Annotated in this window: 22 protein-coding genes; 11 read left to right on the top strand and 11 right to left on the bottom strand. The window is 67.8% G+C overall.

What is annotated here, in order from left to right; translation table 11 throughout:
* Positions 1 to 1013, top strand: a 1013-nt coding sequence (gene rnd, locus VHS75_RS07460) for a ribonuclease D (protein ID WP_329637980.1), incomplete at its 5' end; no start/stop codon positions are given.
* A 436-nt stretch (positions 1014 to 1449) separates the two neighbouring features.
* On the opposite strand, the gene VHS75_RS07455 is transcribed toward rnd, so the two are convergent.
* The 6 genes from VHS75_RS07455 to VHS75_RS07430 all read right to left on the bottom strand — a co-directional run bounded on the left by VHS75_RS07455 (position 1450) and on the right by VHS75_RS07430 (position 8656).
* Positions 1450 to 2439 (bottom strand): D-2-hydroxyacid dehydrogenase, encoded by a 990-nt coding sequence (locus VHS75_RS07455; RefSeq protein WP_329637979.1) that lies wholly within the window; start codon positions 2437 to 2439, stop codon positions 1450 to 1452.
* Positions 2440 to 2443: 4 nt separating this feature from the next.
* Positions 2444 to 3940 (bottom strand): Ppx/GppA phosphatase family protein, encoded by a 1497-nt coding sequence (locus VHS75_RS07450; protein ID WP_329637978.1) that lies wholly within the window; start codon positions 3938 to 3940, stop codon positions 2444 to 2446.
* Positions 3921 to 6146, bottom strand: coding sequence for an RNA degradosome polyphosphate kinase (locus VHS75_RS07445; RefSeq protein ID WP_329637977.1), 2226 nt, complete (start codon positions 6144 to 6146; stop codon positions 3921 to 3923). The genes VHS75_RS07450 and VHS75_RS07445 overlap by 20 nt, the downstream gene beginning before the upstream one ends.
* Before the next feature lie 64 nt (positions 6147 to 6210).
* A complete protein-coding gene (locus VHS75_RS07440) occupies positions 6211 to 6885 on the bottom strand; it encodes a DnaA ATPase domain-containing protein (protein WP_329637976.1) in 675 nt (224 codons plus the stop codon).
* 8 nt (positions 6886 to 6893) lie between these two features.
* The gene (locus VHS75_RS07435) at positions 6894 to 7661 is read right to left on the bottom strand and encodes an arginyltransferase (protein WP_329637975.1); all 768 of its coding nucleotides are present in this window, start codon (positions 7659 to 7661) and stop codon (positions 6894 to 6896) included.
* A 92-nt stretch (positions 7662 to 7753) separates the two neighbouring features.
* Positions 7754 to 8656, bottom strand: a complete 903-nt coding sequence (locus VHS75_RS07430; protein ID WP_329637974.1) for a flagellar motor protein MotB — start codon at positions 8654 to 8656, stop codon at positions 7754 to 7756.
* 104 nt (positions 8657 to 8760) lie between these two features.
* Between VHS75_RS07430 and VHS75_RS07425 the strand changes: the two genes are divergently transcribed.
* The 4 genes from VHS75_RS07425 to VHS75_RS07410 all read left to right on the top strand — a co-directional run bounded on the left by VHS75_RS07425 (position 8761) and on the right by VHS75_RS07410 (position 14263).
* The gene (locus tag VHS75_RS07425; protein WP_329637973.1) at positions 8761 to 9618 is read left to right on the top strand and encodes an NAD(P)-dependent oxidoreductase; all 858 of its coding nucleotides are present in this window, start codon (positions 8761 to 8763) and stop codon (positions 9616 to 9618) included.
* Positions 9619 to 10125 carry a GNAT family N-acetyltransferase gene (locus VHS75_RS07420; protein ID WP_329637972.1) on the top strand — a complete coding sequence of 169 codons (507 nt, stop codon included), beginning with the start codon at positions 9619 to 9621 and terminating at the stop codon, positions 10123 to 10125.
* A complete protein-coding gene (locus VHS75_RS07415) occupies positions 10122 to 10991 on the top strand; it encodes an alpha/beta hydrolase (RefSeq protein WP_329637971.1) in 870 nt (289 codons plus the stop codon). The genes VHS75_RS07420 and VHS75_RS07415 overlap by 4 nt, the downstream gene beginning before the upstream one ends.
* 170 nt (positions 10992 to 11161) lie before the next feature.
* On the top strand, positions 11162 to 14263 hold the full coding sequence (locus tag VHS75_RS07410; RefSeq protein WP_329637970.1) for an efflux RND transporter permease subunit: 3102 nt from the start codon (positions 11162 to 11164) through the stop codon (positions 14261 to 14263).
* A gap of 21 nt (positions 14264 to 14284) precedes the next feature.
* On the opposite strand, the gene VHS75_RS07405 is transcribed toward VHS75_RS07410, so the two are convergent.
* Positions 14285 to 15481, bottom strand: coding sequence for a glycosyltransferase family 4 protein (locus tag VHS75_RS07405; RefSeq protein ID WP_329637969.1), 1197 nt, complete (start codon positions 15479 to 15481; stop codon positions 14285 to 14287).
* 32 nt (positions 15482 to 15513) lie between these two features.
* Complete coding sequence (gene hemB, locus VHS75_RS07400) at positions 15514 to 16530, bottom strand: porphobilinogen synthase (RefSeq protein WP_329637968.1); 1017 nt, start codon at positions 16528 to 16530, stop codon at positions 15514 to 15516.
* 83 nt (positions 16531 to 16613) lie between these two features.
* Between hemB and VHS75_RS07395 the strand changes: the two genes are divergently transcribed.
* The 5 genes from VHS75_RS07395 to hemA all read left to right on the top strand — a co-directional run bounded on the left by VHS75_RS07395 (position 16614) and on the right by hemA (position 21940).
* Complete coding sequence (locus tag VHS75_RS07395; protein ID WP_329637967.1) at positions 16614 to 17753, top strand: isobutyryl-CoA dehydrogenase; 1140 nt, start codon at positions 16614 to 16616, stop codon at positions 17751 to 17753.
* A complete protein-coding gene (locus tag VHS75_RS07390; protein WP_329637966.1) occupies positions 17750 to 18802 on the top strand; it encodes an enoyl-CoA hydratase/isomerase family protein in 1053 nt (350 codons plus the stop codon). The genes VHS75_RS07395 and VHS75_RS07390 overlap by 4 nt, the downstream gene beginning before the upstream one ends.
* A gap of 44 nt (positions 18803 to 18846) precedes the next feature.
* Positions 18847 to 19605 (top strand): methyltransferase, encoded by a 759-nt coding sequence (locus VHS75_RS07385; protein ID WP_329637965.1) that lies wholly within the window; start codon positions 18847 to 18849, stop codon positions 19603 to 19605.
* Between the two features lie 22 nt (positions 19606 to 19627).
* The gene (gene mmsB / locus VHS75_RS07380; protein WP_329637964.1) at positions 19628 to 20518 is read left to right on the top strand and encodes a 3-hydroxyisobutyrate dehydrogenase; all 891 of its coding nucleotides are present in this window, start codon (positions 19628 to 19630) and stop codon (positions 20516 to 20518) included.
* A 195-nt stretch (positions 20519 to 20713) separates the two neighbouring features.
* Positions 20714 to 21940, top strand: coding sequence for a 5-aminolevulinate synthase (hemA, locus tag VHS75_RS07375; protein ID WP_329637963.1), 1227 nt, complete (start codon positions 20714 to 20716; stop codon positions 21938 to 21940).
* Positions 21941 to 21949: 9 nt separating this feature from the next.
* On the opposite strand, the gene VHS75_RS07370 is transcribed toward hemA, so the two are convergent.
* From VHS75_RS07370 to VHS75_RS07360, 3 genes are read right to left on the bottom strand one after another with little or no spacing between them, the layout of a single operon-like run.
* Complete coding sequence (locus tag VHS75_RS07370) at positions 21950 to 22804, bottom strand: hypothetical protein (protein WP_329637962.1); 855 nt, start codon at positions 22802 to 22804, stop codon at positions 21950 to 21952.
* 60 nt (positions 22805 to 22864) lie between these two features.
* Positions 22865 to 23101 carry a hypothetical protein gene (locus tag VHS75_RS07365; RefSeq protein WP_329637961.1) on the bottom strand — a complete coding sequence of 79 codons (237 nt, stop codon included), beginning with the start codon at positions 23099 to 23101 and terminating at the stop codon, positions 22865 to 22867.
* Positions 23102 to 23103: 2 nt separating this feature from the next.
* Complete coding sequence (locus tag VHS75_RS07360) at positions 23104 to 23535, bottom strand: MucR family transcriptional regulator (RefSeq protein WP_329637960.1); 432 nt, start codon at positions 23533 to 23535, stop codon at positions 23104 to 23106.
* A gap of 215 nt (positions 23536 to 23750) precedes the next feature.
* Between VHS75_RS07360 and glyA the strand changes: the two genes are divergently transcribed.
* The coding region (gene glyA / locus VHS75_RS07355) for a serine hydroxymethyltransferase (protein WP_329637959.1) at positions 23751 to 24512 on the top strand (762 nt) is incomplete at its 3' end.

Here is a 24512-nt window from a genome sequence, read left to right as displayed (position 1 = left end):
TGTCCGAGGACATCGACCTAGAGCCCTTCCTGGCGATCCTGCGCGACGAGACGATCCTGAAGGTGTTTCACGCCGCACGGCAGGACGTGGAAATCTTCAACAACCTGGCCGCCATGCCCCGGCCACTGTTCGACACCCAGGTCGCCGGGATGGCGGCGGGCTTCGGCGAGCAGATCGCCTATGATGCGCTGGTGCGCCAGATGCTGAAGATCGAGCTGGATAAGAGCTCGCGCTTCACCGACTGGGCGCGCCGGCCGCTGTCGGACAACCAGCTGACCTACGCGCTGGCCGATGTGACCCATCTGGCCAGCCTCTACCCGATCCTGCGCGAGCGGCTGGAGAAGGAAGGCCGCCTGGCCTGGGTCACCGACGAGATGGCCAACCTTACGGATCCGGCGGTCTACGATGTCGAGCCGGAGAACGCCTGGAAGCGGCTGCGCCCCCGCAAGCACACGGCCAAATATATGGCGATCTACAAGTCCGTGGCCGCCTGGCGCGAGCGCACCGCCCAGACCCGGGACCAGCCGCGCGGCCGGATCCTCAAGGACGAGGCGATCGATGAGCTCGCCACCCAGGCGCCGACCGACCCTGACCAGCTTGACCGGCTGCGTTCGGTGCCGAAGGGCTTCTCCGGGTCGCGGTTCGGACCAGACCTGCTGGCCGCCATACGTGAGGCGCTGAAGGACCCTGAGGCCTACGCCCCGGTGGTCGAGCGCAGCCGCGTCGCGCCGTCGCCGGCCGCCGGCGCTGTGGTGGAGCTCCTGAAGGTGCTCCTGAAGGCGCGGGCGGAGGAGGCCGGCGTGGCGTCCAAGCTGATCGCCACGGTCTCCGACCTGGAGCAGATCGCCAATGACGACGAGGCCGATACGTCCGCGCTGAAAGGCTGGCGGCGTGAGGCGTTCGGCGAGGACGCGCTGAAGCTGAAGCGTGGCGAGCTGGCCCTGGTGCTGGATGGCGCCCGCGTGCGGGTCGTCGAGGTCCGCCGCGCGCCGAAGGCCGTCAGCGCGGGCTGATCTCCGAGGGCTTCGCGGGTTCCTGAGGATAAAGCCCAGGGCATTGATTTCGCGAGCGTTCAGGCGAATGTGACAGGGTTCTCCACAGCCCGTCCACCGCGTTCGCCGATCTCCGCTCACAGCCCCGTCCGGCGGGACCATTGCGGGCCGCCGGGGCTTTTGCAAATCTCCACTTGCCGAGAGGGACTGCGGCGCGGCGGACCGGGAGACCGGGCCGGAAGCGGGCAGGAGGCTCCCGGGGGGTAGGAAGTCAGGGGAGACCCGAAGCTCTCGATCCTCGGGGACACCGAGGCGGTCTTGCGGCCGATCCAGGGCGACCTGGCGAAGCTTAAGGGTCCCTCGACCTCAAAGGCTCAGATCCCCCAACGGATCTGGTTCAGAGGGCGGTGTTTCGGGCAACCGAGGCGCCGCCCTCTTGCTATGCGCGCTCGGCCATTCAGAGTCCGACTTCGCTCCTGTCGGCCTCGTTGAGTAGCGGCTCCTTGGCCAGATAGCGGCGCAGGTTTTCCAGGAACAGCTCGTCGCCGCGGCCAAGGTTGCCGTCGCCGGAGTTCGAGCTGTGGGCCGTGACCCGCACCTTCGGATGGTCCCAGAACCAGCTCTCGGCGGACAGGGGCTCGGTCTGGAAGACGTCGAGCACGGCGTGGCCCGGCTGGTCACGATCGAGGCCGGCTTTCAGGGCGTCCTCGTCCACCAGTCCGCCGCGGCCGATGTTGATCAGCACGGCGCCCGGCTTCATCGCCCGGAAGAAGCCATCGTCGCACATGTTGCGGGTCTCTTCGTTCAGAGCGCAGGCCAGGACCACGACGTCGGCCTGCGGCAGCTCGGCCTTGATGTCCTTCAGGGTGATCACCTGGTCCACGAGGTCGCCCTCGGCGGCCGGGCTGCGGCGGACGACCGTAAGATGAACGCCGAAGGGTTTGATGCGCCTGGCGATTTCGTGGCCGATGTTGCCGAAACCGGCCATCAGCCAGCGGGTTTTGGCCACCTCGTGATAGGGCGTGGATTTCCACTCGTGCCTGGCCTGCAGAGCGGCGGCCTGGCTGATCGGGACCTGCAGACTGAGCGCGTGGGCGACGACATATTCGGCGATCGGTGTCGCCTGGGCGCTCGATTTGGAAAGACGTACGCCCTTCTCCAGGATGTTGCGGAAGATCGGGTTGTCGATCCCGGCCGCCATGATCTGGGTCCAGCGCGGCGCCTCAGCCTTCATCAGGCGGCCGTAGAGGCCGCCCAGGGTTCCCGAGGCGTAGCTATCGAGGCTGAGCCAGACGACTTCGGGGTCGATGGCGTCCTTGTCGATGGGCTTGCCGTTCAGTTCGTAGGCGTCGTCGGCGCCGGCGGTGACCACCTGCGCGGCCGGCGCGACCTTGGCCAGCCGCTCGCCCACGCGCCCGAAGGCCGCCTTGGTCATCAGGATCTGCATCGGCTCATCCAAGTTCGAGTTTCAGTTTCAGCAGCGAGGCCAGGGTCTGGGCGCGCTTGGCGGTCTGTTCGCCCAGCAGCATGTCGCCCCAGCCCAGCGCGGCGGTCAGGGTCAGGCGCTCGCCCTGGATTGCCAGGCTGGATTTCTCCAGCAGGCGCGGGTTGCGGCCGGAGAGGTCACAGCCCAGGCGCACCGCCGCGCCCAGGGCGCGCGCCCGCTGGCGGCGCTCGGCGCCGATCACCCGCGCGACCGCCTCGGCCTCCGGCGGCGTGGTGGCCGAGGTGTGGCGCGAGAAGGCGACGCTGGCCAGGAAGGCGCGCTCGGGATGGTTCATGCCGGCGATCGGCGCGCGCAGCACCTGCTCGAAGGCCAGGTCGGCGCGATGGTCGGGGTGCAGGCGCGCGCCGAGGTCGGCGAGCCGGCTGGCGGCGGCCAGCAGGACGGGATCGCGGTCGCCGAACACCGGGGGCAGCTTCTCGAACGCGGGCGTCAGCCAGGCTTCCAGCGCCCCGCCGAGTTCGGAAGGAACGCCACGGGCGGCGGTGAGCGCGTCGCAGCCCTCGATCAGCGGGTCGCGGCTACGCACTTCCGGCGTCATGGCCTCCAGCAGCAGGCCCTCGCGCACCCCGAAGGCCGAGATGGTGATCCGTTCGATCCCCAGGGCCTCGATGAGCGCCTCCAGCACGACAGCGGAGTAGGGCAGGGTCTCGATCCGCTTCTTCGACAGGCCCTGCATGCGATCCAGCGACGCGCGGGACTGGCGGGCCACCAGGCGCGAAACGTTGAGCGCGTCGGCGCGGCTCATCTCGTACTGGTGGGCCACGTGCAGCGGATAGTCGGCGAGCTCCATCTGGAAGAGCGCCAGGTTGCGCCAAGCGCCGCCGACCGCATGGAAGTGGCGGGTGGCGAAGCGGCTGGCGTGCGGCGCCAGCGCTGCTCCGATCAGCTTGGCGGTGCGATCGGCGTCGAGCTGACGCGGTGCGCCCAGGGCGAAAGGGCCGAGCGGCAACGTCGCGCCATCGTCGGCGCCGGCCACGCCAAGCCGGATCAATTCCAGGCTGGATCCACCCAGGTCGCCCACGACGCCCTGTGCGTCCGGCTGGCCGGCGATGACGCCCATGGCGGCGTAACGGGCCTCTTCCTCGCCGGTGAGGACGCGGACGGTCAGGCCGGTCTCCTCGCGCACCCGCTTCAGGAAGGCCGGGCCGTCGGCGGCTTCGCGGACGGCGGCGGTGGCGGCGGCGGTGACGTCCTCCGCCCTCCAGCCGTCCAGCAGGGCGCGGTATCGGCGGATGGCGGTCAGGGCGACTTCGACGCCTTCGGGGGACAGACGCCCCGTAGACGGCAGGTCGCGGCCCAGGCCGGCGAGCGCTTTTTCATTGTAGACAGTCCAGATGGCGCGCCCGTCCAGCCGGTAGATCACCAGGCGGACCGAGTTCGAACCGACGTCGATGACGGCGGCCTGCCGGGAGTCGGGCCGGCTATCCCCGCGAGGCCACATGATCGATCGCGCGCGGCATGTCCTTCACCTTCTGCCCTCTACCCGAAAGGCTGGGGTTGGTCATGAAATACTCGTGCGCGGAGAACGCGGACGGATGATCCCAGGACGGATCGCGGGCGTAGTGGCCCTCGGCGTCCAGGAACCAGCTCTGAGCCTCGTCCTTCAGATTGGCCAGCATGATCTGTTGCAGGACCTGCTGGTGAACGGTGGGGTTCTCAATCGGCGTTAGGGCCTCGACGCGGCGGTCGAGGTTGCGCGGCATCCAGTCGGCCGAGGAGATATAGACGCGGGCTTCCGACGAGGGCAGCGGCGCGCCGTTGGCGAAGGCGACGATGCGGCCGTGCTCCAGGAAACGCCCGACGATCGACTTGACGCGGATGTTTTCCGACAGGCCGCGGATGCCTGGGCGCAGGCAGCAGATGCCGCGCACCACCAGGTCGATCTCCACGCCGGCCTGGCTGGCGGCGTAGAGGGCGTCGATGATCTGCGGGTCGACCACGGAGTTCATCTTCGCCCAGATGCCGGCCGGGCGGCCCTCCAGCGCATGTGTCGCCTCGCGGGCGATTAAGGCCAGGAGGTCGCGCTTCATGGTGATCGGCGAGAACGAAAGTTTCTCGAGGTGATCTGGCTGAGCGTAGCCGGTGACAAAGTTGAACAGCTTCGCCGAGTCGCGGCCCAGCGCCGGGTCGGTCGTGAACAGCGACAGGTCGGTGTAGAACCGCGCGGTGATCGGATGGTAGTTGCCGGTCCCGAAGTGGCAGTAGGAGCGCAGGACATCGCCCTCGCGCCGCACCACGGTCGAGAGCTTGGCGTGGGTCTTATATTCCACGAAGCCGAAGACGATGTGCACGCCCGCCCGTTCAAGGTCGCGCGCCCACTTAAGGTTCGCCGCCTCGTCGAAGCGGGCCTTGATCTCCACCACGGCGGTGACGTTCTTGCCGGCCTCGGCCGCCTCGATCAGGGCCGCGACGATCGGGCTATCGTGGCTGGTGCGATAGAGGGTTTGCTTGATCGCCAGCACATTGGGGTCGCGCGCGGCCTGCCTGAGGAACTGCACCACCACATCGAAGCTCTCGAACGGGTGGTGGACCAGGATGTCCTTCTCGCCGATGGCCGCGAAGCAGTCGCCGCCGTGGTCGCGGATTCGTTCGGGGAACCGCGGCTCGAAGGGCTTGAACTTCAATTCGGGATGGTCGGCCGGGATCAGCTGGGTCAGTTCGTCCAGGCCCAGCAGGCCCTCGATCTGGATGATGTCCTGCGGCTCGGCGTGCAGGCTGGCGGTGATGAAGCCCTGCAGCTCTTCCGGCATGGAGGCGTCGATCTCGACGCGCACCACGCTGCCGAGGCGGCGCTGCTTCAGCGCCAGCTCGAACTCGCGGACCAGGTCTTCGGCTTCTTCCAGGATTTCCACGTCCGAGTCGCGGATCAGGCGGAACACGCCCTGCGCTTGGATCTCGCAGCCGGGGAAAAGATGGTCGAGGAACAGGCTGACCAGGGCCTCCAGCGATACGAACCGGCGTTCGCCCTTGCGGCGGCCGCGATGTGGGGCCGCCAGCTCCCAGAACCTCGCCACCTGGGCGGGGATCGGCACCAGGGCGTAGAGCACCCGGCTGTCGGCCAGCCGGCGCAGCTTCAGCGCCAGGCAGAACGCCAGGTTGGGGATGAACGGGAACGGGTGCGCCGGGTCGATGGCCAGCGGCGTCAGCACCGGGAAGATCTGCGAGATGAAGGGCTCTTCCAACGCATCCAGCTCGGCGTTGGTCACCTCGCTGGCCTGGACCAGGCGCAGCCGTTCGTCGGCCAAGGCCTCGCACAATTCACGCCAGCGCCGTTGCTGGTCGGCCATCAGGTCGGCGGCCTCGGCATTGACCCGTTCCAGCTGTTCGGCCGGCGTCAGGCCGTCCTGGCTGGGCGCGCGCACGCCCTCGCGCACCTGGGCGCGCAGGCCGGCGACCCGGACCATGTAGAATTCGTCGAGGTTGTTGGCGCTGATCGCCAGGAAGCGCAGCTGTTCGAGGAGCGGGTGGCGCGGATTCTTGCTCTCGGCCAGGACCCGGCGATTGAACGCCAGCCAGGAGAGTTCGCGATTGAAGAACCGGGATGGCGAGACGGCGAGGTCGGCGTCCCAGGCCAGCGGCGCCCGCTCAGCCTGCGTCGCAGCGACCACATCGTTCGATGCAGCGACGATCGGCTCGGCGTAGCTCATGCCTTGGGCGCTCCGGAAAGATGACGGTCGCACGAATTTGAGCCCTGCTTGTGACGGCTTCAAGTCATCCCTCGAAAAGGTCAAGATTTTCCGTACCGTCGTCCAGGACTTCGCGCGCCAGGACGCGTGAAACAGGCCGCATCTGCCCATCCTCCGTCTCATCGAGACGGCGCACGATCTCTTGCGCGCCGGGAACGGACCTCTCCATGCGTCTCAGAAGATAGGGATAGACGTCGTCGTGCGGGCGAATGTTCCGTTCACGGAAGAAAACCTCGAGCACGCCGGTCAGCACCTCGTCGTCCGGCGGCTCGATCTCGGCCACCAGCAGGGCATTCAGGCGTGAGCGCAGGTCGGGCAGGGTGGTTTTCCAGGCGGCGGGGGCGATCCGCGCGGTGAGTAGCAGGCTCGCGCCCTCGCGCTGCGCCTGGTTGATCAGGTGGAACAGGGCCTCGTCCGGCGCGCCTTGGTCGACGTCCTCCATCAGGGCCTGCCGACCGGCCGCGGCGGCCACGTCGGGAGCTTCCCGGTCGAGGGCGACGGCGTTCACGGCGGCCGCCCAGGCGCGCGCCAGATGGGTCTTGCCGACGCCTTCGGGGCCCACCAGCACCAGGGTTCCACCCGGCCACCGCGGCCAAGCGTCGAGCGCCTCAAGCGCCGGCGCGTTGGTGGCGCCGCGCACGAAAGTTTCGCGGGTATGCACGGTGGGCCGGCGAAGGCTCAGCCGAAGCTGGCGGGCCATGATGGATCCTAGAGCGTGTCGTTCGCCGCCTTGGCCGCGCCGCCGACCACCAGGGTCCAGCCCTCGGGCTTCAGCAGTTCGATCGGCGAGAAGCGGACCTTGTAGTCCATCTTCTCCGAGCCGCGCACCCAGTAGCCCAGATAGACGTAAGGAAGGCTCGTCAGGCAGGCCTGGACCACGTGGTCGAGGATCACGAAGGAGCCTAGGGACCGGCGGCTCTGCGTGGGATCGTAGAAGCTGTAGACCAGCGACAGGCCGTCGCTCATCACGTCCACCAGGGCGCAGGCCACGAGCTCGCCCGGGCCTCGGTCCTTCGGCTTGGTGCGGTACTCGATGATGTGGGTGCGGACGGCGGTGTCCTCGACCATGGCCACATAGTCGGGCCAGGTCATCTCGGCCATGCCGCCGTCGGCGTGGCGGGTGGTGAGGTAGCGGCGCAGCAGGTCGAACTGCTCCATCGTGGCCTCCGCCTCGACCAGATGCCGCTCCAGGTCCTCGTTGCGGGCGATCGCCTTGCGTTCTGAGCGCGAGAAGACGTAGTCGCCCGCCGGGATCCGCGCCGAAACACAGGCCGTGCACGACTCACAGGCCGGGCGATAGGCGATGTTCTGCGACCGGCGGAAGCCGACCTGGGTCAGGCTGTCGTTGACGCCGGCCCCGTCGCTCAATGGGAGGTGGGCGAAGACCTTCCGCTCGAAACGTTCCGGCAGGTAGGGGCACGGCGAGGGTGCGGTCAGGAAGAACCTGAGCTGTCGGGACGGGAAATGCTGCGTCACGGAGTTGCCGTCGCCCTCTACGGATTGGCTCGATTAGGCGTCATGCCGCGCCCCGGCGCAAGGGCTGTTGCAGGACCGCAATCCAAGCGTGGCTAAGGGCCGCGGTCCGGGGGCAGCACGGGCGCCTCACGCAACAACACAATGGCGATGCGACGGTTGCCGGGAAGCGTCGGATCGTCGGGATAGAGTGGGTCGGAGGTGGCCTTGCCGCTCGCCTGATAGACGCGGTCGCTGTCGACCCCGGCGCCCACCAGGATTTTGCGCGACGCATCGGCGCGGGCGAACGACAGCGGCCAGTCGCCCTCGGATTTGCCGCCGGGGCCCGAGCTGGCGCTGGTGTGGCCGTAGATGCTGATCCGGTTGGGCAGCTGGTTGATGATCTTGGCGATAGCGCGCAGCAGGAGCTTGGCGCGGTCGTTGGGGACGGCCGTGCCCTGGTTGAACATCGAGCGGCCTTCCTGGTCGACCAGCTGGATGCGCAGGCCTTCCGGAGTCTCGTCGACGATGATGTTCTTCGAAAGTTCCGCCAGTTCCGGCATGTCCTGCAGCGCTTGGCGCAGCGACTGCGCGGCCGAGGCGAAGGCGGCTTCTTCCCGCTTGGCCTGGTCCTGCTTGGCCTGGTCGGCGGCGGTGTCGCCGCCCTTGGCGGCGTCCTTGGACTTGCCGTCGTTGGGGTTTTTCACGTCGGGGCTGGCGTCCTGGACGATGGACTGCGAGCCGTTCTGTTTGGTGCCCTCGTTGCCGAGCGCGGTGCCGGCCAGGATGCCGCCGGCGCCGGAGGTGGTCTCCGAAACGCTGGCCGGGGCGAAGTAGTCGGCGATGCCGCGCTTCTGCTCCGGGCTGGTCGTGTTGATCAGCCACATCAGGAGGAAGAACGCCATCATCGCCGTCACGAAGTCGGCATAAGCGACCTTCCAGGCGCCGCCGTGGTGTCCCCCACCGCCGCCCTTCTTGATCCGCTTGATGATGATCGGCCGCTCGCCGCTCACCGCCATAGTCCGCCCCACTCAAGCCTGTTACGAGGGAATCACTTGCGCAGGCTCCCGTTAAGATGGCGTTGCGCGCAGGGTTAAGGCGCGAATTGAGGAGCGGATCTGAGATGAAGGTGGCTTTCGCCGGCCTCGGCGTGATGGGGTTTCCGATGGCCGGACATCTGGCCAAGGCGGGTCACGAAATGGCGGTGTTCAACCGCAGCCCCGAGAAGGCGGCCCGCTGGGTCGCGGCGCACGGCGGCCGCGCGGGGACGACGGCGGCCGCCGCCGCGGCAGGGGCCGAGGTCTTCATCCTCTGCGTCGGCAATGACGACGACGTCCGCCAGGTGGTCGCCGAGGCTCTGCCGGCCATGGCGGCGGGCGGCGTGGTGGTCGACCACACCACGACCTCAGCAGTGGTGGCCCGCGATATGGCGGAGCTGGCGGCCAAGGGCGGTCGGTCTTTCGTCGATGCGCCCGTAAGCGGCGGCCAGGCGGGCGCCGAGAACGGTCAGCTGACCATCATGTGCGGCGGGACGGATGAGGCCTTCGCCAAGGTCGAGCCGGTGATCGCCGCCTACGCCAAGGCCACGCGGCTGATGGGCGGCCCGGGCGCCGGCCAGCTGACCAAGATGGTCAACCAGATCTGCATCGCCGGCGTGGTCCAGGGGCTTGCCGAAGGCTTGCACTTCGCCAAGCGCGCCGGCCTCGACCCGCAGGCGGTCTATGAGGCGATCTCCAAGGGCGCGGCGCAGTCCTGGCAGATGGACAACCGCTGGAAGACCATGAGCGAGAACAAGTTCGACTTCGGATTCGCAGTCGACTGGATGCGCAAGGATTTGGGCCTGGTGCTGGACGAGGCGGGCCGCAACGGCGCGGCGCTGGACATGACCCGCATGGTCGACGGCTTCTATGAAGAGGTCCAGGCGCTGGGCGGCCGGCGCTGGGACACCTCCAGCCTGGTCGCGAGGCTGGAGAAGGCCTGAGTGATCCTGGAGACCGAACGCCTGGTCCTGAACGAGCTGACGCCCGAGGACGCGCCCTTCATCCTTGAGCTGCTGATGAGCCGCGGCTTCCGCGAGAATATCGGCGACCGCGGCGTGCGCGACCTGGAGAGCGCTGGCGGCTATATCGAGCGCGCCCGCGCCGGCTACGCGGCCAACGGCTTCGGCCTCTGGCGCTGCGACGTGAAGGCCACGGGCGAGGCGGCGGGGCTCGCCGGCCTGGTCCAGCGCGACGGCCTGGAGCACCCCGACGTTGGCTACGCCTTCCTGGAGCGGTTCTGGGGGCGTGGTTACGCTTCGGAAGCGGCGGCGGCGTCGCTGGCCTATGGCCGCGAAACCCTGGGCCTACGGGTGATCGTGGCGATCACCACGCACGCGAACCTGGGGTCCATCGCCGTGCTGAAGAAGATCGGCTTGCGCGACGCAGGGACAATCCGGCTACCGGGCTACAAGCACGACAGCGCGTACTTCACCACGGAGCCGGGATGACGATCACCACCCACCGCGTCGCCGCCAACGGGTTCGACTTCGCGGTGGACGAGGCGGGCGAGGGCGACCACCTGGCGCTCTGCCTGCACGGCTTCCCGGAGAGCCGTTTTTCCTGGCGCTTCCAGCTGCCGCTGCTCGCCGAGATGGGCTACCGCGCCTGGGCCCCGGACCTGCGCGGCTATGGCGAGACCGAACCCAAGCCCCGCGAGGTTTCCGCCTATCTGATCGACCGGCTGATGGAGGACGTGGCCGCCCTGATCGACGCCAGCGGCGCGAAGACCGTCACCCTGATCGGTCACGACTGGGGCGCGGGCCTGGCCTGGGCTTTCGCCGCCAACCGCGTCCGGCCGCTGGAGCGGTTGGTGATCATGAACGTCCCGCACCCGGCGGTGATGGCCGGCCAATTGAGGCGAAGTTGGGCTCAGTTGAAGAAGTCCTGGTACATGTTCTTCTTCCAGCTCCCGGGCCTGCCGGAGCGGAGCCTGGCGGCCAACGACGCGCGCGCTATCCGCAACGCCTTCCACGGCATGGCCGTCGACAAGTCGAACTTCACCAAGGACGTGCTGGACCGCTACGCGAAGGACGCCCAGCGCCCGGGCGCGATCCGCGGCATGGTCAACTGGTACCGCGCTGCTCTGCGCCTCGGCGGCAAGCTCCGCGGCCCCTGGCCGGTGATCGAGACCCCGACCCTGATCATCTGGGGCGAGGAGGACGCGGCGCTGGGGATCGAACTCCTGGATGGGACGGACGCCTACGTCCGCGACCTCACCATCCGGCGCCTGCCCAAGGTCTCCCACTGGGTGCAGCAGGAGGCGCCGGAGAAGGTCAATGCGATCCTGCAGGATTGGCTCGGCGCGCCGCGGTGAGCGATCGCCGGGCGCTTGGCTCGGCCGAATGGCGTATCGCCGGTCGATGGTTTCGTTCGGCGGATCGACTTGACCCGCGCGCCTTATCGATTAGGAGCCAGACCGGAAGACGATCTTCGCCCGCATCCCGAATTCATCGTGTCGCCTTGGGCGGGACGTAGGCTCCCCCGATGTCGCGTTTCTTCATCGACCATCCGATCTTCGCCTGGGTCATCGCCCTGGTGGTCATGCTGGGCGGCGCGCTGGCGGCGCGCAGCCTGCCGATCGCGCAATACCCCGACATCGCCCCGCCGGCCGTCTCCATCATCGCCAACTATCCCGGCGCTTCGGCTGACACCCTGCAGACCTCCGTGACCCAGGTGATCGAGCAGCAGCTCAATGGCCTCGACGGGCTGCTCTATTTTTCGTCGAACAGCAGCTCCAGCGGCCAGCTCACCATCACCGCCACCTTCAAGCCCGGCACCAATCCTGACATCGCCCAGGTCCAGGTGCAGAACAAGGTCCAGGCGGCCACGCCGTTGCTCCCGCCGCAGGTGCAGCAACTCGGCGTCACGGTGGCCAAGGCTCGGACCAACTTCCTGCTGATCGTGGCCCTGTCGGATCCCACCGAGCACTACACCAACTTCGACATCGCCGACTTCATCGTCAGCAATTTCCAGGACCCCCTGTCGCGGGTGGACGGTGTCGGCTCGGTCCAGACGTTCGGCGCGCAGCACGCCATGCGGATCTGGCTCGACCCCTACAAGCTGCAGGGCCTGGCGCTGACGCCGGCCGACGTCCAGGCCGCCATCCAGGCGCAGAACATCCAGGTCTCCGCCGGCCAGGTGGGCGGGCTGCCGACGGTGCGGGGCCAGCAGCTGAACGCCACCGTCACCGCCCAGTCGCGGCTCACCACAGCGGACGAGTTCCGCAAGATCGTCGTCCGCAGCGAGCTCAACGGCGGCCTGGTGACCCTGGCCGACGTGGCGCGCGTCGAACTGGGCAGCGACAGCTACGACTCCGTGAGCCGCCTGGACGGCCATCCGGCCGCCGGCGTCGCCGTGCAGCTTGCCCCCGGCGCCAATGCGCTCACCACGGCGGACGCGGTGAAAGCCCGCGCGACCGAGCTCGCCCAGAACCTGCCGGCCGGCATGAAGCTCTCCTTCCCGGTCGACAACACCACCTTCGTGCGCATCTCGATCCAGGAGGTCATCAAGACCCTGGCTGAGGCCATGGTGCTGGTGGTGATCGTCCTCTTCGTCTTCCTGCAGAACTGGCGCGCAACCCTGATCCCGGCCATCGCGATCCCGGTGGTGCTCTTGGGCACGTTCGGCGCGCTCGCCGTGTTCCACTATTCGATCAACACCTTGACCCTGTTCGCGGTGGTCATCGTCATCGGCCTGCTGGTCGACGATGCGATCGTGGTGGTGGAGAACGTGGAACGGCTGATGAGCGAGGAAGGCCTGTCGCCCCGCGACGCCGCGCGCAAATCCATGAGCGAGATCACCGGCGCCCTGACCGGCATCGCCATGGTCCTGGCCGCGGTGCTGGCCCCGATGGGGTTCTTCGGCGGCTCGACCGGCGTCATCTACCGCCAATTCTCAGTGACCATGGTTTCGGCGATCGTGCTTTCGGTGCTGGTGGCCCTGATCCTGACGCCGTCGCTCTGCGCCACCCTGCTGAAGGCGCCGCATCCCGGAGGACCGACGCAGCGCGGACCGCTCGGCGGGTTCAACCGCGGTTTCGACTGGTCTCGCCGGAAGTACGCGGAGAGCCTCGAATGGCTGATCGGCCGGCCTTGGCCTGCGCTGGCGGTCTATGGCGGGATCGTGCTGGTCATGGCGGCGCTGTTCCTGCGCATGCCCACCGGCTTCCTGCCGGAGGAGGATCAGGGCGCGATGTTCGCCCAGGTCACCTTGCCCGTAGGCGCGGTCCAGACGCGCACCCTGGACGCCCTGCGCATCGTCGAGCACCATTTCCTGGTCGACGAGAAGGACAACGTCAGCGCGTTGTTCACGGTGGCGGGTTTCAACTTCGCGGGCTCGGGCCAGAATTCCGGCATCGCCTTCCTCAAGCTCAAGGGCTGGGACGTCCGCAAGGGCAAGGCCAATCGGGCGCCGGCCATTGTCGAGCGCGCCATGGGCGCGTTCTCCAGCGTCCGCGATGCGCAGATCTTCGTGGTGGTGCCGCCGGCGGTGCAGGAGTTGGGCAACGCCACCGGGTTCGACCTGGAGCTGGAGGATCGCGGCGGTCTCGGCCATGAGGCCTTCCTGGCGGCGCGCAACCAACTGCTGGGCATGGCGCAGGCCGACCCCGGCCTGGTCGCCGTGCGGCCCAACGGCCTGGAGGACACCCCGCAGATCCACGTCGACGTCGACACGGTCCGCGCCACCGCCATGGGCGTCAACCCGGCGGACATCAACATCACCTTGAGCAACGTCTGGGGCGCCACCTACATCGGCGACTTCGTCGACCACAACCGCGTCAAGCACGTCTACATGGAAGGCGACGCGCCGTTCCGCACCAAGCCCGACGACCTCTCCAGCTGGTACGTCCGAAACGCCAGCGGAAGCATGACCCCGTTCTCGGGCTTCTCGAAGGTGAGCTGGATCTACGGACCGTCCCAGCTCACGCGCTACAATGGCGCCCCGTCCTTCGAGATCCAGGGCCAGGCCGCGCCGGGCAAGAGCTCCGGCGCCGCGATGAGCGCGGTCGAGAAGATGGTGGCCAGGCTGCCTCGCGGCGTGGGCTCGGAATGGACCGGCCTTTCCCTCCAGGAACAGGCCGCAGGATCGCAGGCCCCGCTGCTCTATGGCCTTTCGATCCTGGTGGTCTTCCTGTGTCTGGCGGCGCTCTACGAGAGCTGGACGACGCCGCTGGCGGTCGTGCTGATCCTGCCGCTCGGCGTGGTGGGCGCGTTGCTCGCGGCCAGCCTGCGCGGGCTCTACAATGACGTCTATTTCCAGGTGGGGCTGCTGACCACCATGGGGCTCGCGGCGAAGAACGCCATCCTCATCGTGGAGTTCGCGCTCGAGGGGCGCGAGCGCGGCATGAACCCCGTCGAGGCGGCGCTGCACGCCGCGCGCCAGCGCCTGCGTCCGATCATCATGACGTCGCTGGCGTTCATGGCCGGGGTCTTCCCCCTGGCCGTCTCCACGGGCGCCGGCGCGGGCAGCCAGAACGACATCGGCACCGGCGTGGTTGGCGGCATGCTCTCAGCCACCGCGCTCGCCATCTTCTTCACGCCGCTGTTCTTCGTCCTGGTCCAGAGATTCTTCCCGCCCAAGCCGTAGGACGGGCCCGTCGATTGGCGTCTAGGGCGGCGTATTCAGCACGACGTCTTTCATCTCGCTCGCCGTCTTGGCCCAGGTGAATCGTCCAACGCTGGCCGCGCCACGGCCGCCACGATCGCGGGCCTCGGCGCGGTGGGCATAGACCCGCTCCAGCGTCTCGACGACCTCGTCGACTTCGCTCTCGCCCCAGCCGGAGACTGTGGCCAGGCCCGCCTCGCCTCCGGTCAACTCCCCCTGTTGGCTCAGGACATAGCCGTTGTCGTCCTCAATCAGGTCGAGGTGGCCGGTGTTGCGCGACAGGATGGTGGGCACGCCGCAGGCCATGCACTCCATGGCGACGAGGTTCGTGCCGCCTTCCGCGCGGTTGGTGAAAAGCGCCACGTCCATCTCCCGCAGCACGGACGGCAACTGGGCGTTCGGGACAAAGCCGAGGTCGAGGAAATTCTCAGGGCCAATGCCATTGGCCGCGGCCCATCCAGCGACGTCGGCGGCGCCGCTGCCGTCCAGCCGGACCGGCGCTGCGATGTCGCCGTCGTTGATGGTGAGCGAGGACTGCGGCCACCGGTTCCCCCACGCCGACACCAGCAGGGCTTCCGGATGGCGCTCGGCGAACCGCCGAAACGCCGCGACGACGATGTCCTGCCCTTTGCGGCGTTCCAGCTTGCCGCCGCTGAAAACCAGGAACCGATCCGCGAATAGCCCCTGACGAGGCGCGGGGTGGAAAAGCGTCGGATCGATGCCCTGGATGACCTTGCGCACATTTCGAAGCCCATAGGCCTGCAGCACCTCGGTGTTCCAGGTTGAGCCCGTGACGACGACGGGGAAGTCCGCGGCGCGTCGCAGGCTGTCTTCGGAGAGCTGCGCGGTCTCGAAGAAGGTCGCGGCGATCGTGGGCTTGCCGCTCAAGGTGACGTCGTGCTCCGCCGGTCCGGCCTGGAAGCTTTCGTTGCATGAGCGCAGCACCGTGCCTTCCACAGTGACAGCGCCGTTCTGGAACGGCTTCAAGCGACCCTGGAAGGCCTGCGATCTGGCCATGAACCGGTCGATGAACGGCTGCCGGAGCGGATCGACCACCAGCCGTTCCCGCGACATGGCGACGGACCCGACGGGCTCGATGTCGGGATCGACGGCCCAGTGCAGGGCCAGGTTCAGGCCGTAAACCCCCCAGCCGAAGAAGCTGGAGATTCCCCAATTGATGTAGACGATCCGCTTGGTCATTTGGTCCGAAGGCCCGCCCTGCACGCCTCCGGCTATGCCCCGAGAAGCCGCGCCGCCCGAGGGGCGAAGTAGGTGATGACCCCGGCCGCGCCGGCGCGCTTGAAGGCGCCCAGCGACTCCATGATCGCGCGCTCTTCCTCCAGCCAGCCGTTCTGGGCGGCGGCCATCAGCATGGCGTACTCGCCGGAGACCTGGAACGCGAAGGTCGGCATGTTGAAGGCGTCGACCACCTGGCGGACGATGTCGAGATAGGGCATGCCCGGCTTGACCATCACCATGTCCGCGCCCTCGGCGATGTCGAGGGCGACCTCGCGCAGGGCCTCGGCCTGGTTGGCGTTGTCCATCTGATAGGTCTTCTTGTCGCCGGGGTTCTCGACCGAGCCCGTGCCCAGCTTCCCGGAGCCGATGGCCTCGCGGTAGGGGCCGTAGAAGGCGGAGGCGTACTTAGCGGCGTAGGACATGATCATCACGTCCTGCAGGCCCTCGGCCTCCAGCGCCGTCCGCAGCGCCCCGCAGCGGCCGTCCATCATGTCGCTGGGCGCGAGGATGTCGCAGCCGGCCTTGGCCTGCATCAGGCCTTGGGCGACCAGCCGCTCGATGGTGGCGTCGTTGAGGATCCTGCCGTTCTCGATCAGGCCGTCGTGGCCGTGGTCGGTGAAGGGGTCGAGCGCCACGTCGCACATGATCCCGACTTCGGGCGCAGCGTCCTTCATGGCCTTGACCGCGTTGGCCACCACGCCGTTCGGATCGAGCGCCAGCTTACCCGTGGCGTCCTTCTTGGAGCCGTCGATGTGCGGGAAGACGGCGATGGCTGGGATGCCCAGCGCCTTAGCCTGCTTGGCGGCGGCGGCGCAGCCCTTGACCGACAGGCGGCTGACGCCCGGCATGGAGGCCACCGGGATCTCGCCTTCGCCCTCGTGCACCACCATCGACCAGATCAGGTCCGCTGGCGTCAGCACCGTCTCGCGTACCAGCCGGCGGATCCAGTCGGCCTGGCGCAGGCGGCGCAGGCGCAGGGCAGGGTAGGCGGCAAGGGGCGCTTTGGTCATGACGCGCGTTTGAACCCGATGGAGCCTCGCGCGCAAGCCTTCCGCGATTGACAGCCGCCCCGGCTCGCGCTGACTCCGCGCCCATGGATTTCAACCTGACCGACGACCAGCGGGCGATCGAGGACGCCGCACGCGCCTTCGCCGCGGCCGAGCTGGCCCCGCATTCCGCCCGCTGGGACGAGGAGAGCCACTTCCCCGTCGAGGTGATGAAGAAGGCCGCCGAGCTGGGCTTCGCGGGCCTCTATGTGCAGGAGGACGTCGGCGGCTCGGCGCTCTCCCGGCTCGACGCCTCCATCGTCTTCGAGCAGCTTTCCTACGGCGACGTCTCCACCGCGGCCTTCATCTCGATCCACAACATGGCGAGCTGGATGATCGACCGGTTCGGCGGCGAGGAGATTCGCCATCGGTTCCTGCCGAAGCTGACGACCATGGACTATATCGCCTCCTACTGCCTGACCGAGCCGGGCTCGGGTTCGGATGCGGCGGCGCTGAAGACCACGGCGCGGCTGGACGGCGCCCACTACGTGCTGAACGGCTCGAAGGCGTTCATCTCCGGCGCCGGGACCTCGGACATCTACGTGGTGATGGTGCGCACCGGCGGTCCGGGGCCGAAGGGCATCTCCGCGGTGATTGTCGAGAACGGGACGCCGGGCCTCTCATTCGGGGCGCAGGAGAAGAAGATGGGCTGGAAGTCGCAGCCCACGGCCCAGGTCAATTTCGATGACTGCCGCGTGCCGGTCGCCAACCGCATTGGCGCGGAAGGCGAGGGGTTCCGCTTCGCCATGGCGGGGCTGGACGGCGGGCGGATCAACATCGCCTCCTGCTCGCTGGGCGGCGCGGGGCTCGCCCTCGACACGGCGAAGTCGCACCTTGAGACCCGCAATCAGTTCGGCAATCCGCTGAAGGACTTCCAGGGCCTGCAATGGCGGCTGGCGGACATGGCCACCGAGCTGGACGCCGCGCGCCTGATGGTCCGTCGCGCAGCCCACGCGTTGGATCACCGCGATCCCAAGGCCACCCAGTACTGCGCCATGGCCAAGCGGCTGGCGACCGACACCGGCTTCGAGGTGGCCAATCAGGCCCTGCAGCTCCACGGCGGCTACGGTTACCTGCGCGACTTCCCGCTGGAGCGGATCGTGCGCGACCTGCGGGTCCACCAGATCCTCGAAGGGACTAACGAGATCATGCGCGTGATCACCGCACGGGAGCTCTTTCGGCAATGAGTGGCGAACCCGAAGTCATAACCCGCGTCGACGGCGCGGTCGGGCGCATCACGCTGAACCGGCCGCAGGCGCTGCATGCCCTGACCACCAACATGTGCCGGTTGATGATCGAGGCGCTGGTCGCCTGGATCGACGATCCGAAGGTGCGGCTGGTGCTGATCGACCACGCCGGCGACCGCGGCTTCTGCGCCGGCGGCGACATCCGCATGCTGGCCGAGAGCGGCGCGGGCGACGGCCGGCTGGCGCGGGAATTCTTCTTCACCGAGTACCGGCTGAACGCCCTGCTGCACGACTACCCCAAGACCCTGGTGGCGATCATGGACGGGGTGACCATGGGCGGCGGCGTAGGGCTTTCGCGGCCCTGCCGGTTCCGGGTGGCCACCGAGCGCACCACCTTCGCCATGCCGGAGACCGGCATCGGCCTGTTCCCCGACGTCGGTGGCGGCTGGTACCTCTCGCGGATGAGCGACCACATCGGCCTGTGGCTGGCGCTCACCGGGGCGCGGATCAAGGCCGCGGACTGCGAGCTCACCTGCATCGCCACCGACTATGTGGAGAGCGCCCAGGTCCCGGCGCTGAAGGCCGCGATCCTGGATGACCCTGACGCCATCGAGACCGTACTGACCGAGTTCGAAGGTGAGGCCGGCCGTCCGCCGCTGGCCGGCCATATCGACGAGATCGCCCGCCTGTTCGCCGGCGACAGCGTCGAGGCCATCTTCGCCGCGTTGCAAGCCGCCGACAGCGACTGGGCCCGTGAGCAGCTGGCGATCCTGAAGACCAAGTCGCCGCAGACGATGAAGGTCGCCTTTCACCAGCTGAGGCTCGGCGGCGCCATGACCCGCTTCGCCGACAACATGGCCATGGAATACCGGATCGGCGCTCGCGTGGTGCAGCGGCACGACTTCCTGGAGGGTGTCCGCGCGGTGATCGTCGACAAGGACAATGCGCCCCGCTGGGACCCGCCGACGCTGGAAGCGGTCTCCGAAACGCTCATTGAAGGCATTTTCGCGCCCCTGCCTTCCGTTGAGGAGTGGACGCCTTTACCTTGACGTCACGGCGGCTCCCGAACGGACCGCTATCGGGAGGACGACGAATGAAATCCAAGCTGTTTTTGGCCGCGGCCCTGGCTGTGGTCGCCACCGCCGGCGTTGCTTACGCCAAGCCGGACGCCAACCAGATGGCCGCCGTGGCCGACAAGGGACGCCCGGAAGCCGACACCAAGCGCGACGCTGACCGCAAGCCCGCCGAGATGCTTGAATTCGCTGGCGTCAAGCCGGGCCAGACCGTCGTCGATTTCCTGCCGGGCGGCGGCTATTTCACCCGCATCTTCTCGAAGGCCGTGGGCGCCAAGGGCGTGGTCTATGCGGTGAGCGGCCCGCCGCGGGTCTCCAACGATCCGGCCAAGCCCGCGCCGACGCCGGCGCAAGACGTGATCGCGGCCGATCCGGCCTACGCCAACGTCAAGTCGATCCACGCGCCGCTGACCTCCGGCGTGGTCGTCCCGACCAAGGCCGACGTCGTCTGGACGTCGCAGAACTATCATGACGTGAAGAACGTGCCGAACGTCGACATGCTGGCGTTCGACAAGTCGATCTTCGACGCCCTGAAGCCGGGCGGCGTGTTCATCGTGCTCGACCATGTAGCCAACCCCGGCGATCCGAACTCGACCAAGACGCTGCACCGCATCGATCCGGCCGTGGTGAAGCAGGAAGTGACCGCCGCGGGCTTCAAATACGAAGGCGAGAGCACGGTCCTGAAGAATCCGGCCGACGACCACACCAAGGGCATCCGCGACGGCTTTACCCAAGGCCAGACGGATCAGTTCATCTATAAATTCCGTAAACCTAAGTAAGTCAGTCTCTTAAGAGGATTTCATGACCCGCATCGCCTTTATCGGCCTTGGCAACATGGGCGGCGGCATGGCCGCCAACCAGGCCAGGGCGGGTCATGAGGTCCTGGCCTTCGATCTGTCGAAGACCGCGCTGGAGAAGGCGGTGGGCGCAGGCTGCGTCGCCGCCGGTTCCGCCGCCGAAGCGGTGAAGGCCGCTGACGCGGTGATCACCATGCTGCCGGCCGGCCAGCATGTCCGCAGCGTCTATGCGGGCGAGATCATCCCCAACGCCAAATCCGGCGTCTTGATGATCGACTGCTCCACGGTCGACGTGGAAAGCGCGCGTGCGGTCGCCAAACAGGTGAGCGACGCTGGCTTCCGCTTCGCCGACGCCCCGGTTTCCGGCGGCCAGGCGGGCGCTGAAGCTGGGACGCTCGCCTTCATGGTCGGCTGCGCCGACGCCGATTTCCCGGCCGTCGAGGCGCTGATCGCGCCCATGTCGCGGGCCACGATCCGGGCCGGCGACCATGGCGCGGGGCAGGCGGCCAAGATCTGCAACAACATGGTGCTGGGCGCGACGATGATCGCCACCTGCGAGGCCTTCGCGCTCGCCGAAAAGCTCGGTCTGGAGCCGGAACGGTTCTTCGAGATCGCCTCGAAGTCCTCCGGCCAGAGCTGGAGCCTGACCAGCTATTGCCCATGGCCCGGCCCGGTCCCTTCGGCGCCGTCGAACCGCAACTACGAGGGCGGCTTCGCCACGGCGATGATGCTGAAGGACCTGAAGCTGGCCCAGGAAGCCGCCGCCAAGGCGGGCGCGGCCACGCCCCTAGGCGCCCAGGCGGAGGGCCTCTATGCGCTGTTCGACCGGCTCGGCGGCGGAGGCAAAGATTTCTCGGCGATCCTGGAGCTGTTCCGGGGACATGCGCCGGGCTGAGACTCGTTTTAGGTGATCGCAGTTCATAAATTTCCGGCGGTCCGTGACAAAAGGTGCAGGTTTCAGACGAGCCGTATTGTGGACAACACCCGCCAACGGCGCCAAAACCCCCGGGCGCATCTAAAAGGGGGCGCATCAGAGGGAACCGGCCGCCCGCGCGACTTAAGCAACGCGGGAACCGGGGAAAAGACGTCGATGGATTATCGTTCCGCGTTCGAAACCGCCGTTGAGAAGGTCCGCTCGGAGGGCCGCTACCGGGTGTTCGCCGACCTGAAGCGCCATCGCGGCCAGTTCCCGCGGGCGACCTGGACCCGTGACGACGGCTCGGAAGCCGAGGTCATCGTCTGGTGCTCCAACGACTACCTGGGCCAGGGCCAGAACCCGGTGGTGACCGAAGCCATGAAGGCCGTCATCGACGAGGCCGGCGCGGGCTCGGGTGGCACGCGCAACATCTCGGGCACGACGCACTATCATGTGGAGCTGGAGCGCGAGCTGGCCGACCTTCACCAGAAGGAAGCCGCGCTGCTCTTCACTTCGGGCTACGTCTCAAACGAGGCCTCGCTCTCGACCCTGCACAAGATCCTCCCCGGCCTGATCATCTTCTCAGACGCGCTGAACCACAATTCGATGATCAGCGGCATCCGCGCCCATAAGGGCGAGAAGGTCATCTTCCGCCACAACGACCTGGCCCACCTCGAAGAACTGCTGGCCGCCGCCGATCCGGCGCTGCCCAAGCTGATCGCCTTCGAGAGCGTCTATTCGATGGACGGCGACGTGGCCGACATCCCGGGCACCGTGGCGCTGGCCAAGAAATACGGCGCCATGACCTACATCGACGAGGTCCATGCGGTGGGCATGTACGGCCCACGCGGCGCCGGCGTCGCCGAGCGCGACGGGATGATGGCCGAGATCGACATCATCGAGGGCACGCTGGGCAAGGCGTTCGGCGTGATGGGCGGCTATATCGCCGCCGACGCGGTGATCTGCGATGCGATCCGCAGCTACGCCGACGGCTTCATCTTCACCACCTCGATCCCGCCGGCGCTGGCCGCCGGCGCCGTGGCCTCGATCCGCTACCTGAAAGAGCACAACGAAATCCGCGTTGCGCACCAGGAGCGCGCCGCCTCGCTGAAGGCCCGCCTGATCGCGGCCGGCCTGCCGGTGATGCCCAGCGTCTGCCACATCGTGCCGGTGCTGGTGGGCGACGCCGTCCACTGCAAGATGATCTCGGACATCCTGCTGGAAGAGCACGGCATCTACGTCCAGCCGATCAACTACCCCACCGTGCCGCGCGGCACAGAACGCCTGCGCTTCACCCCGTCACCGGCCCACACCGACGAGATGATGGACGCCCTGGTGGCGGCGCTGGAGAAGCTGTGGGTCCACTGCAACATCCAGCGCGTCGGCGGCGTCGCGGCCTAAGCGGCCCGCTCAGGCCCACAGGGGCGACGAGCCTTTCATGAACCGCAACAGGTAGAGCACCCGGCCGAGGTCGGGGCCGCCCTTGCCTGTTTGGGCGTCTTTTTCGGTGAAGATCACCTCGTAACAGACGTTCTCGGTCTTCGGGCTCTCGGAGAACTTCAGCACCTTGGTCCGCGCCAGGTAGTCGACGCCGGCGCGTAAAGGACCCGCGATCTGCTCGACCTCCAGGGCGCCAAACAGGCCGACCGACGGCTGGGCGGCCTTGGCCAGCACAGCCTTGCGGGTCATGTGGGTCATGTGGACGAGCTGGGCAGGCGGCAGGACACCGTCGTCGCGGTATTCGGCCAGGGGCTCGGTGGCGCGTTCCAGGTAGTCGGCGTGGCCCTCGGGTTCGATGCGGATGGGCAGGTCGTGATGTTCGTCACCAATCTGCATCGCCGCCAGGATACGTAGGGCGCCGGGCCCGGCCGGTGTCTGGGCCGCGAGCCGCTTCGAAAGCTCGGACTGCGGATCGTGGCCAAGGCTGGCCGTGCCTTCGCAGATCTGGGCGCCGGCCTCGTTGTGCATGGTCAGCCGGCAGCGCGCCTCGCCGGCTTCGACCGTGGCGCGCACGGCTTCGGAATCCACCGTGGGCTGGGTGAAGTAGAGCGACATCGCCCCGGTCTCGAACCAGCGCGAACCGTAGATCTCGACCAGGCCCGGGACGAACTGGTCCATGTGGATAGAGCCGGCGACCGTGCCGCCCTTGAACCCCAGCTTGGCGGCGGTGGCGTCGTCGTGGATGGAGCCCTTGGCCTGGGCGGCGGAATTGCGGGGTTTGCGGAACTCTCCGGTCCAGACCCGCGCGGCGTCAGCTACGCTCATCGTGTCCTCCCATGATTTTCGGGGAGGCTAGACCCGGGACGCCCGCGGCGGAAGCGCGCTCTACGGCTCCTCGGCGCGGCAGGTGGCTGTCCAGCCGCCCCTGAAGGTGTGGATCTGCACCACGGACAGCTCACGCAGGATGCAGAGGGTCTCGACGTTGAACAACTCGCCGATCCGAGGCGCGAGAGGCGAGCGCGACCAGATCACCACGTCGCCGGTTTCGGCGAAATCCTGATCGAAAATCTCGTAGCCCCAGGGATCGAAGTCGCTCAGTCCAGGGTCATCGCGAGGCTGCACGGCTATTTGCGCCGCCGCACGCCTCGGCCGAGGCCGATCTGCTTGGCGAAGTCGGACCGCCGCGCGGCGTAGGCGGGCGCCACCATCGGATAGTCCGCCGGCAGGCCCCACCGGCGGCGATACTCGTCGGGGCTTATGCCGTAGCGCGAGCGCAGATAGCGCTTCAGCATCTTCAGTTTCTTGCCATCTTCCAGGCAGATGATGAAGTCGTGCTGCACGCTGCGGCCGATCGGCACCGCGGGTTTCTGCCGCTCGATCGGCGCCGGCGCGGCTTCATGGGTGAGGCCCTCAAGCGCCTGGTGCACCGTGCGGATGACATCGGGCAGGGCGTCGGCGGGAATGGCGTTGCGGCTGACAAAGGCGGAGACGATCCCCGTGCCGAGGCGAAGCAGCTCTTCGCCTGTGGGCCCTTCCGGGTCCGGTGCAAGGCTCATCCCATCCCCTTTCCGACACAGCACTGCCCGGCGTCGCGGGGCGCGCCCGCGCAGCAGGTTTAGCGGGAACGCCGGAGCGGAAAGATTGTTCCCGCGCGATGTCGCGCCGGTGGAGGCGGGCGGGATTTGCGGGTAAAGAGCGCACTCCGCCGCCAGATTCCCATCAGACCGACCAGGTCCCATCAGCCCGAAAGGCGCCGCCCTTGACGATCCACATGCAAGCCCAGTCCTCGCCCGATGGTTTCTTCCGCGATGGCGTGAAGGCGGGCGACCCCGACCTGGCGCGCATTCTGGACGCCGAACTGAAGCGCCAGCAAGACCAGATCGAGTTGATCGCGTCCGAGAACATCGTCTCCCGCGCGGTGCTGGAGGCCCAGGGCTCGGTGCTGACCAACAAATACGCCGAGGGCTATCCGGGCAAGCGCTACTACGGCGGTTGCGAGGTGGTGGACGAGGCCGAGGTCCTGGCCCAGGAGCGGGCGAAGCAGCTGTTCGGCTGTGAGTACGTCAATGTCCAGCCGCACTCCGGCAGCCAGGCGAACCAGGCGGTGTTCATGGCGACCATGACGCCGGGCGACACCTTCATGGGCATGAACCTGGACCACGGCGGCCACCTGACCCACGGCAAGAGCGTCAACCAGTCGGGCAAGTGGTTCAATCCGGTGGCCTATGGCGTGCGGATGCAGGATCACCTGATCGACTATGAGCAGGCCTGGGAGGTCGCCCGCGAGCACAAGCCCAAGGTGATCATCGCCGGCGGCTCGGCCTATTCGCGGGCCATCGATTTCGAGCAGTTCCGCGCCATCGCCGACGAGGTCGAGGCGCTCTTGATGGTCGACATCGCCCACTATGCGGGCCTGGTGGCCGGCGGGGTTTATCCGAACCCATTCCCGCACGCCCACATCGTCACCACGACGACGCACAAGACCCTGCGCGGCCCGCGCGGCGGCATGATCATGACCAACTCCAAGAAGTGG

The sequence above is a fragment of the Phenylobacterium sp. genome, from assembly GCF_036264965.1.
Lineage (GTDB): Bacteria > Pseudomonadota > Alphaproteobacteria > Caulobacterales > Caulobacteraceae > Phenylobacterium.
This window is presented reverse-complemented; position numbering and strand designations above follow the sequence as displayed.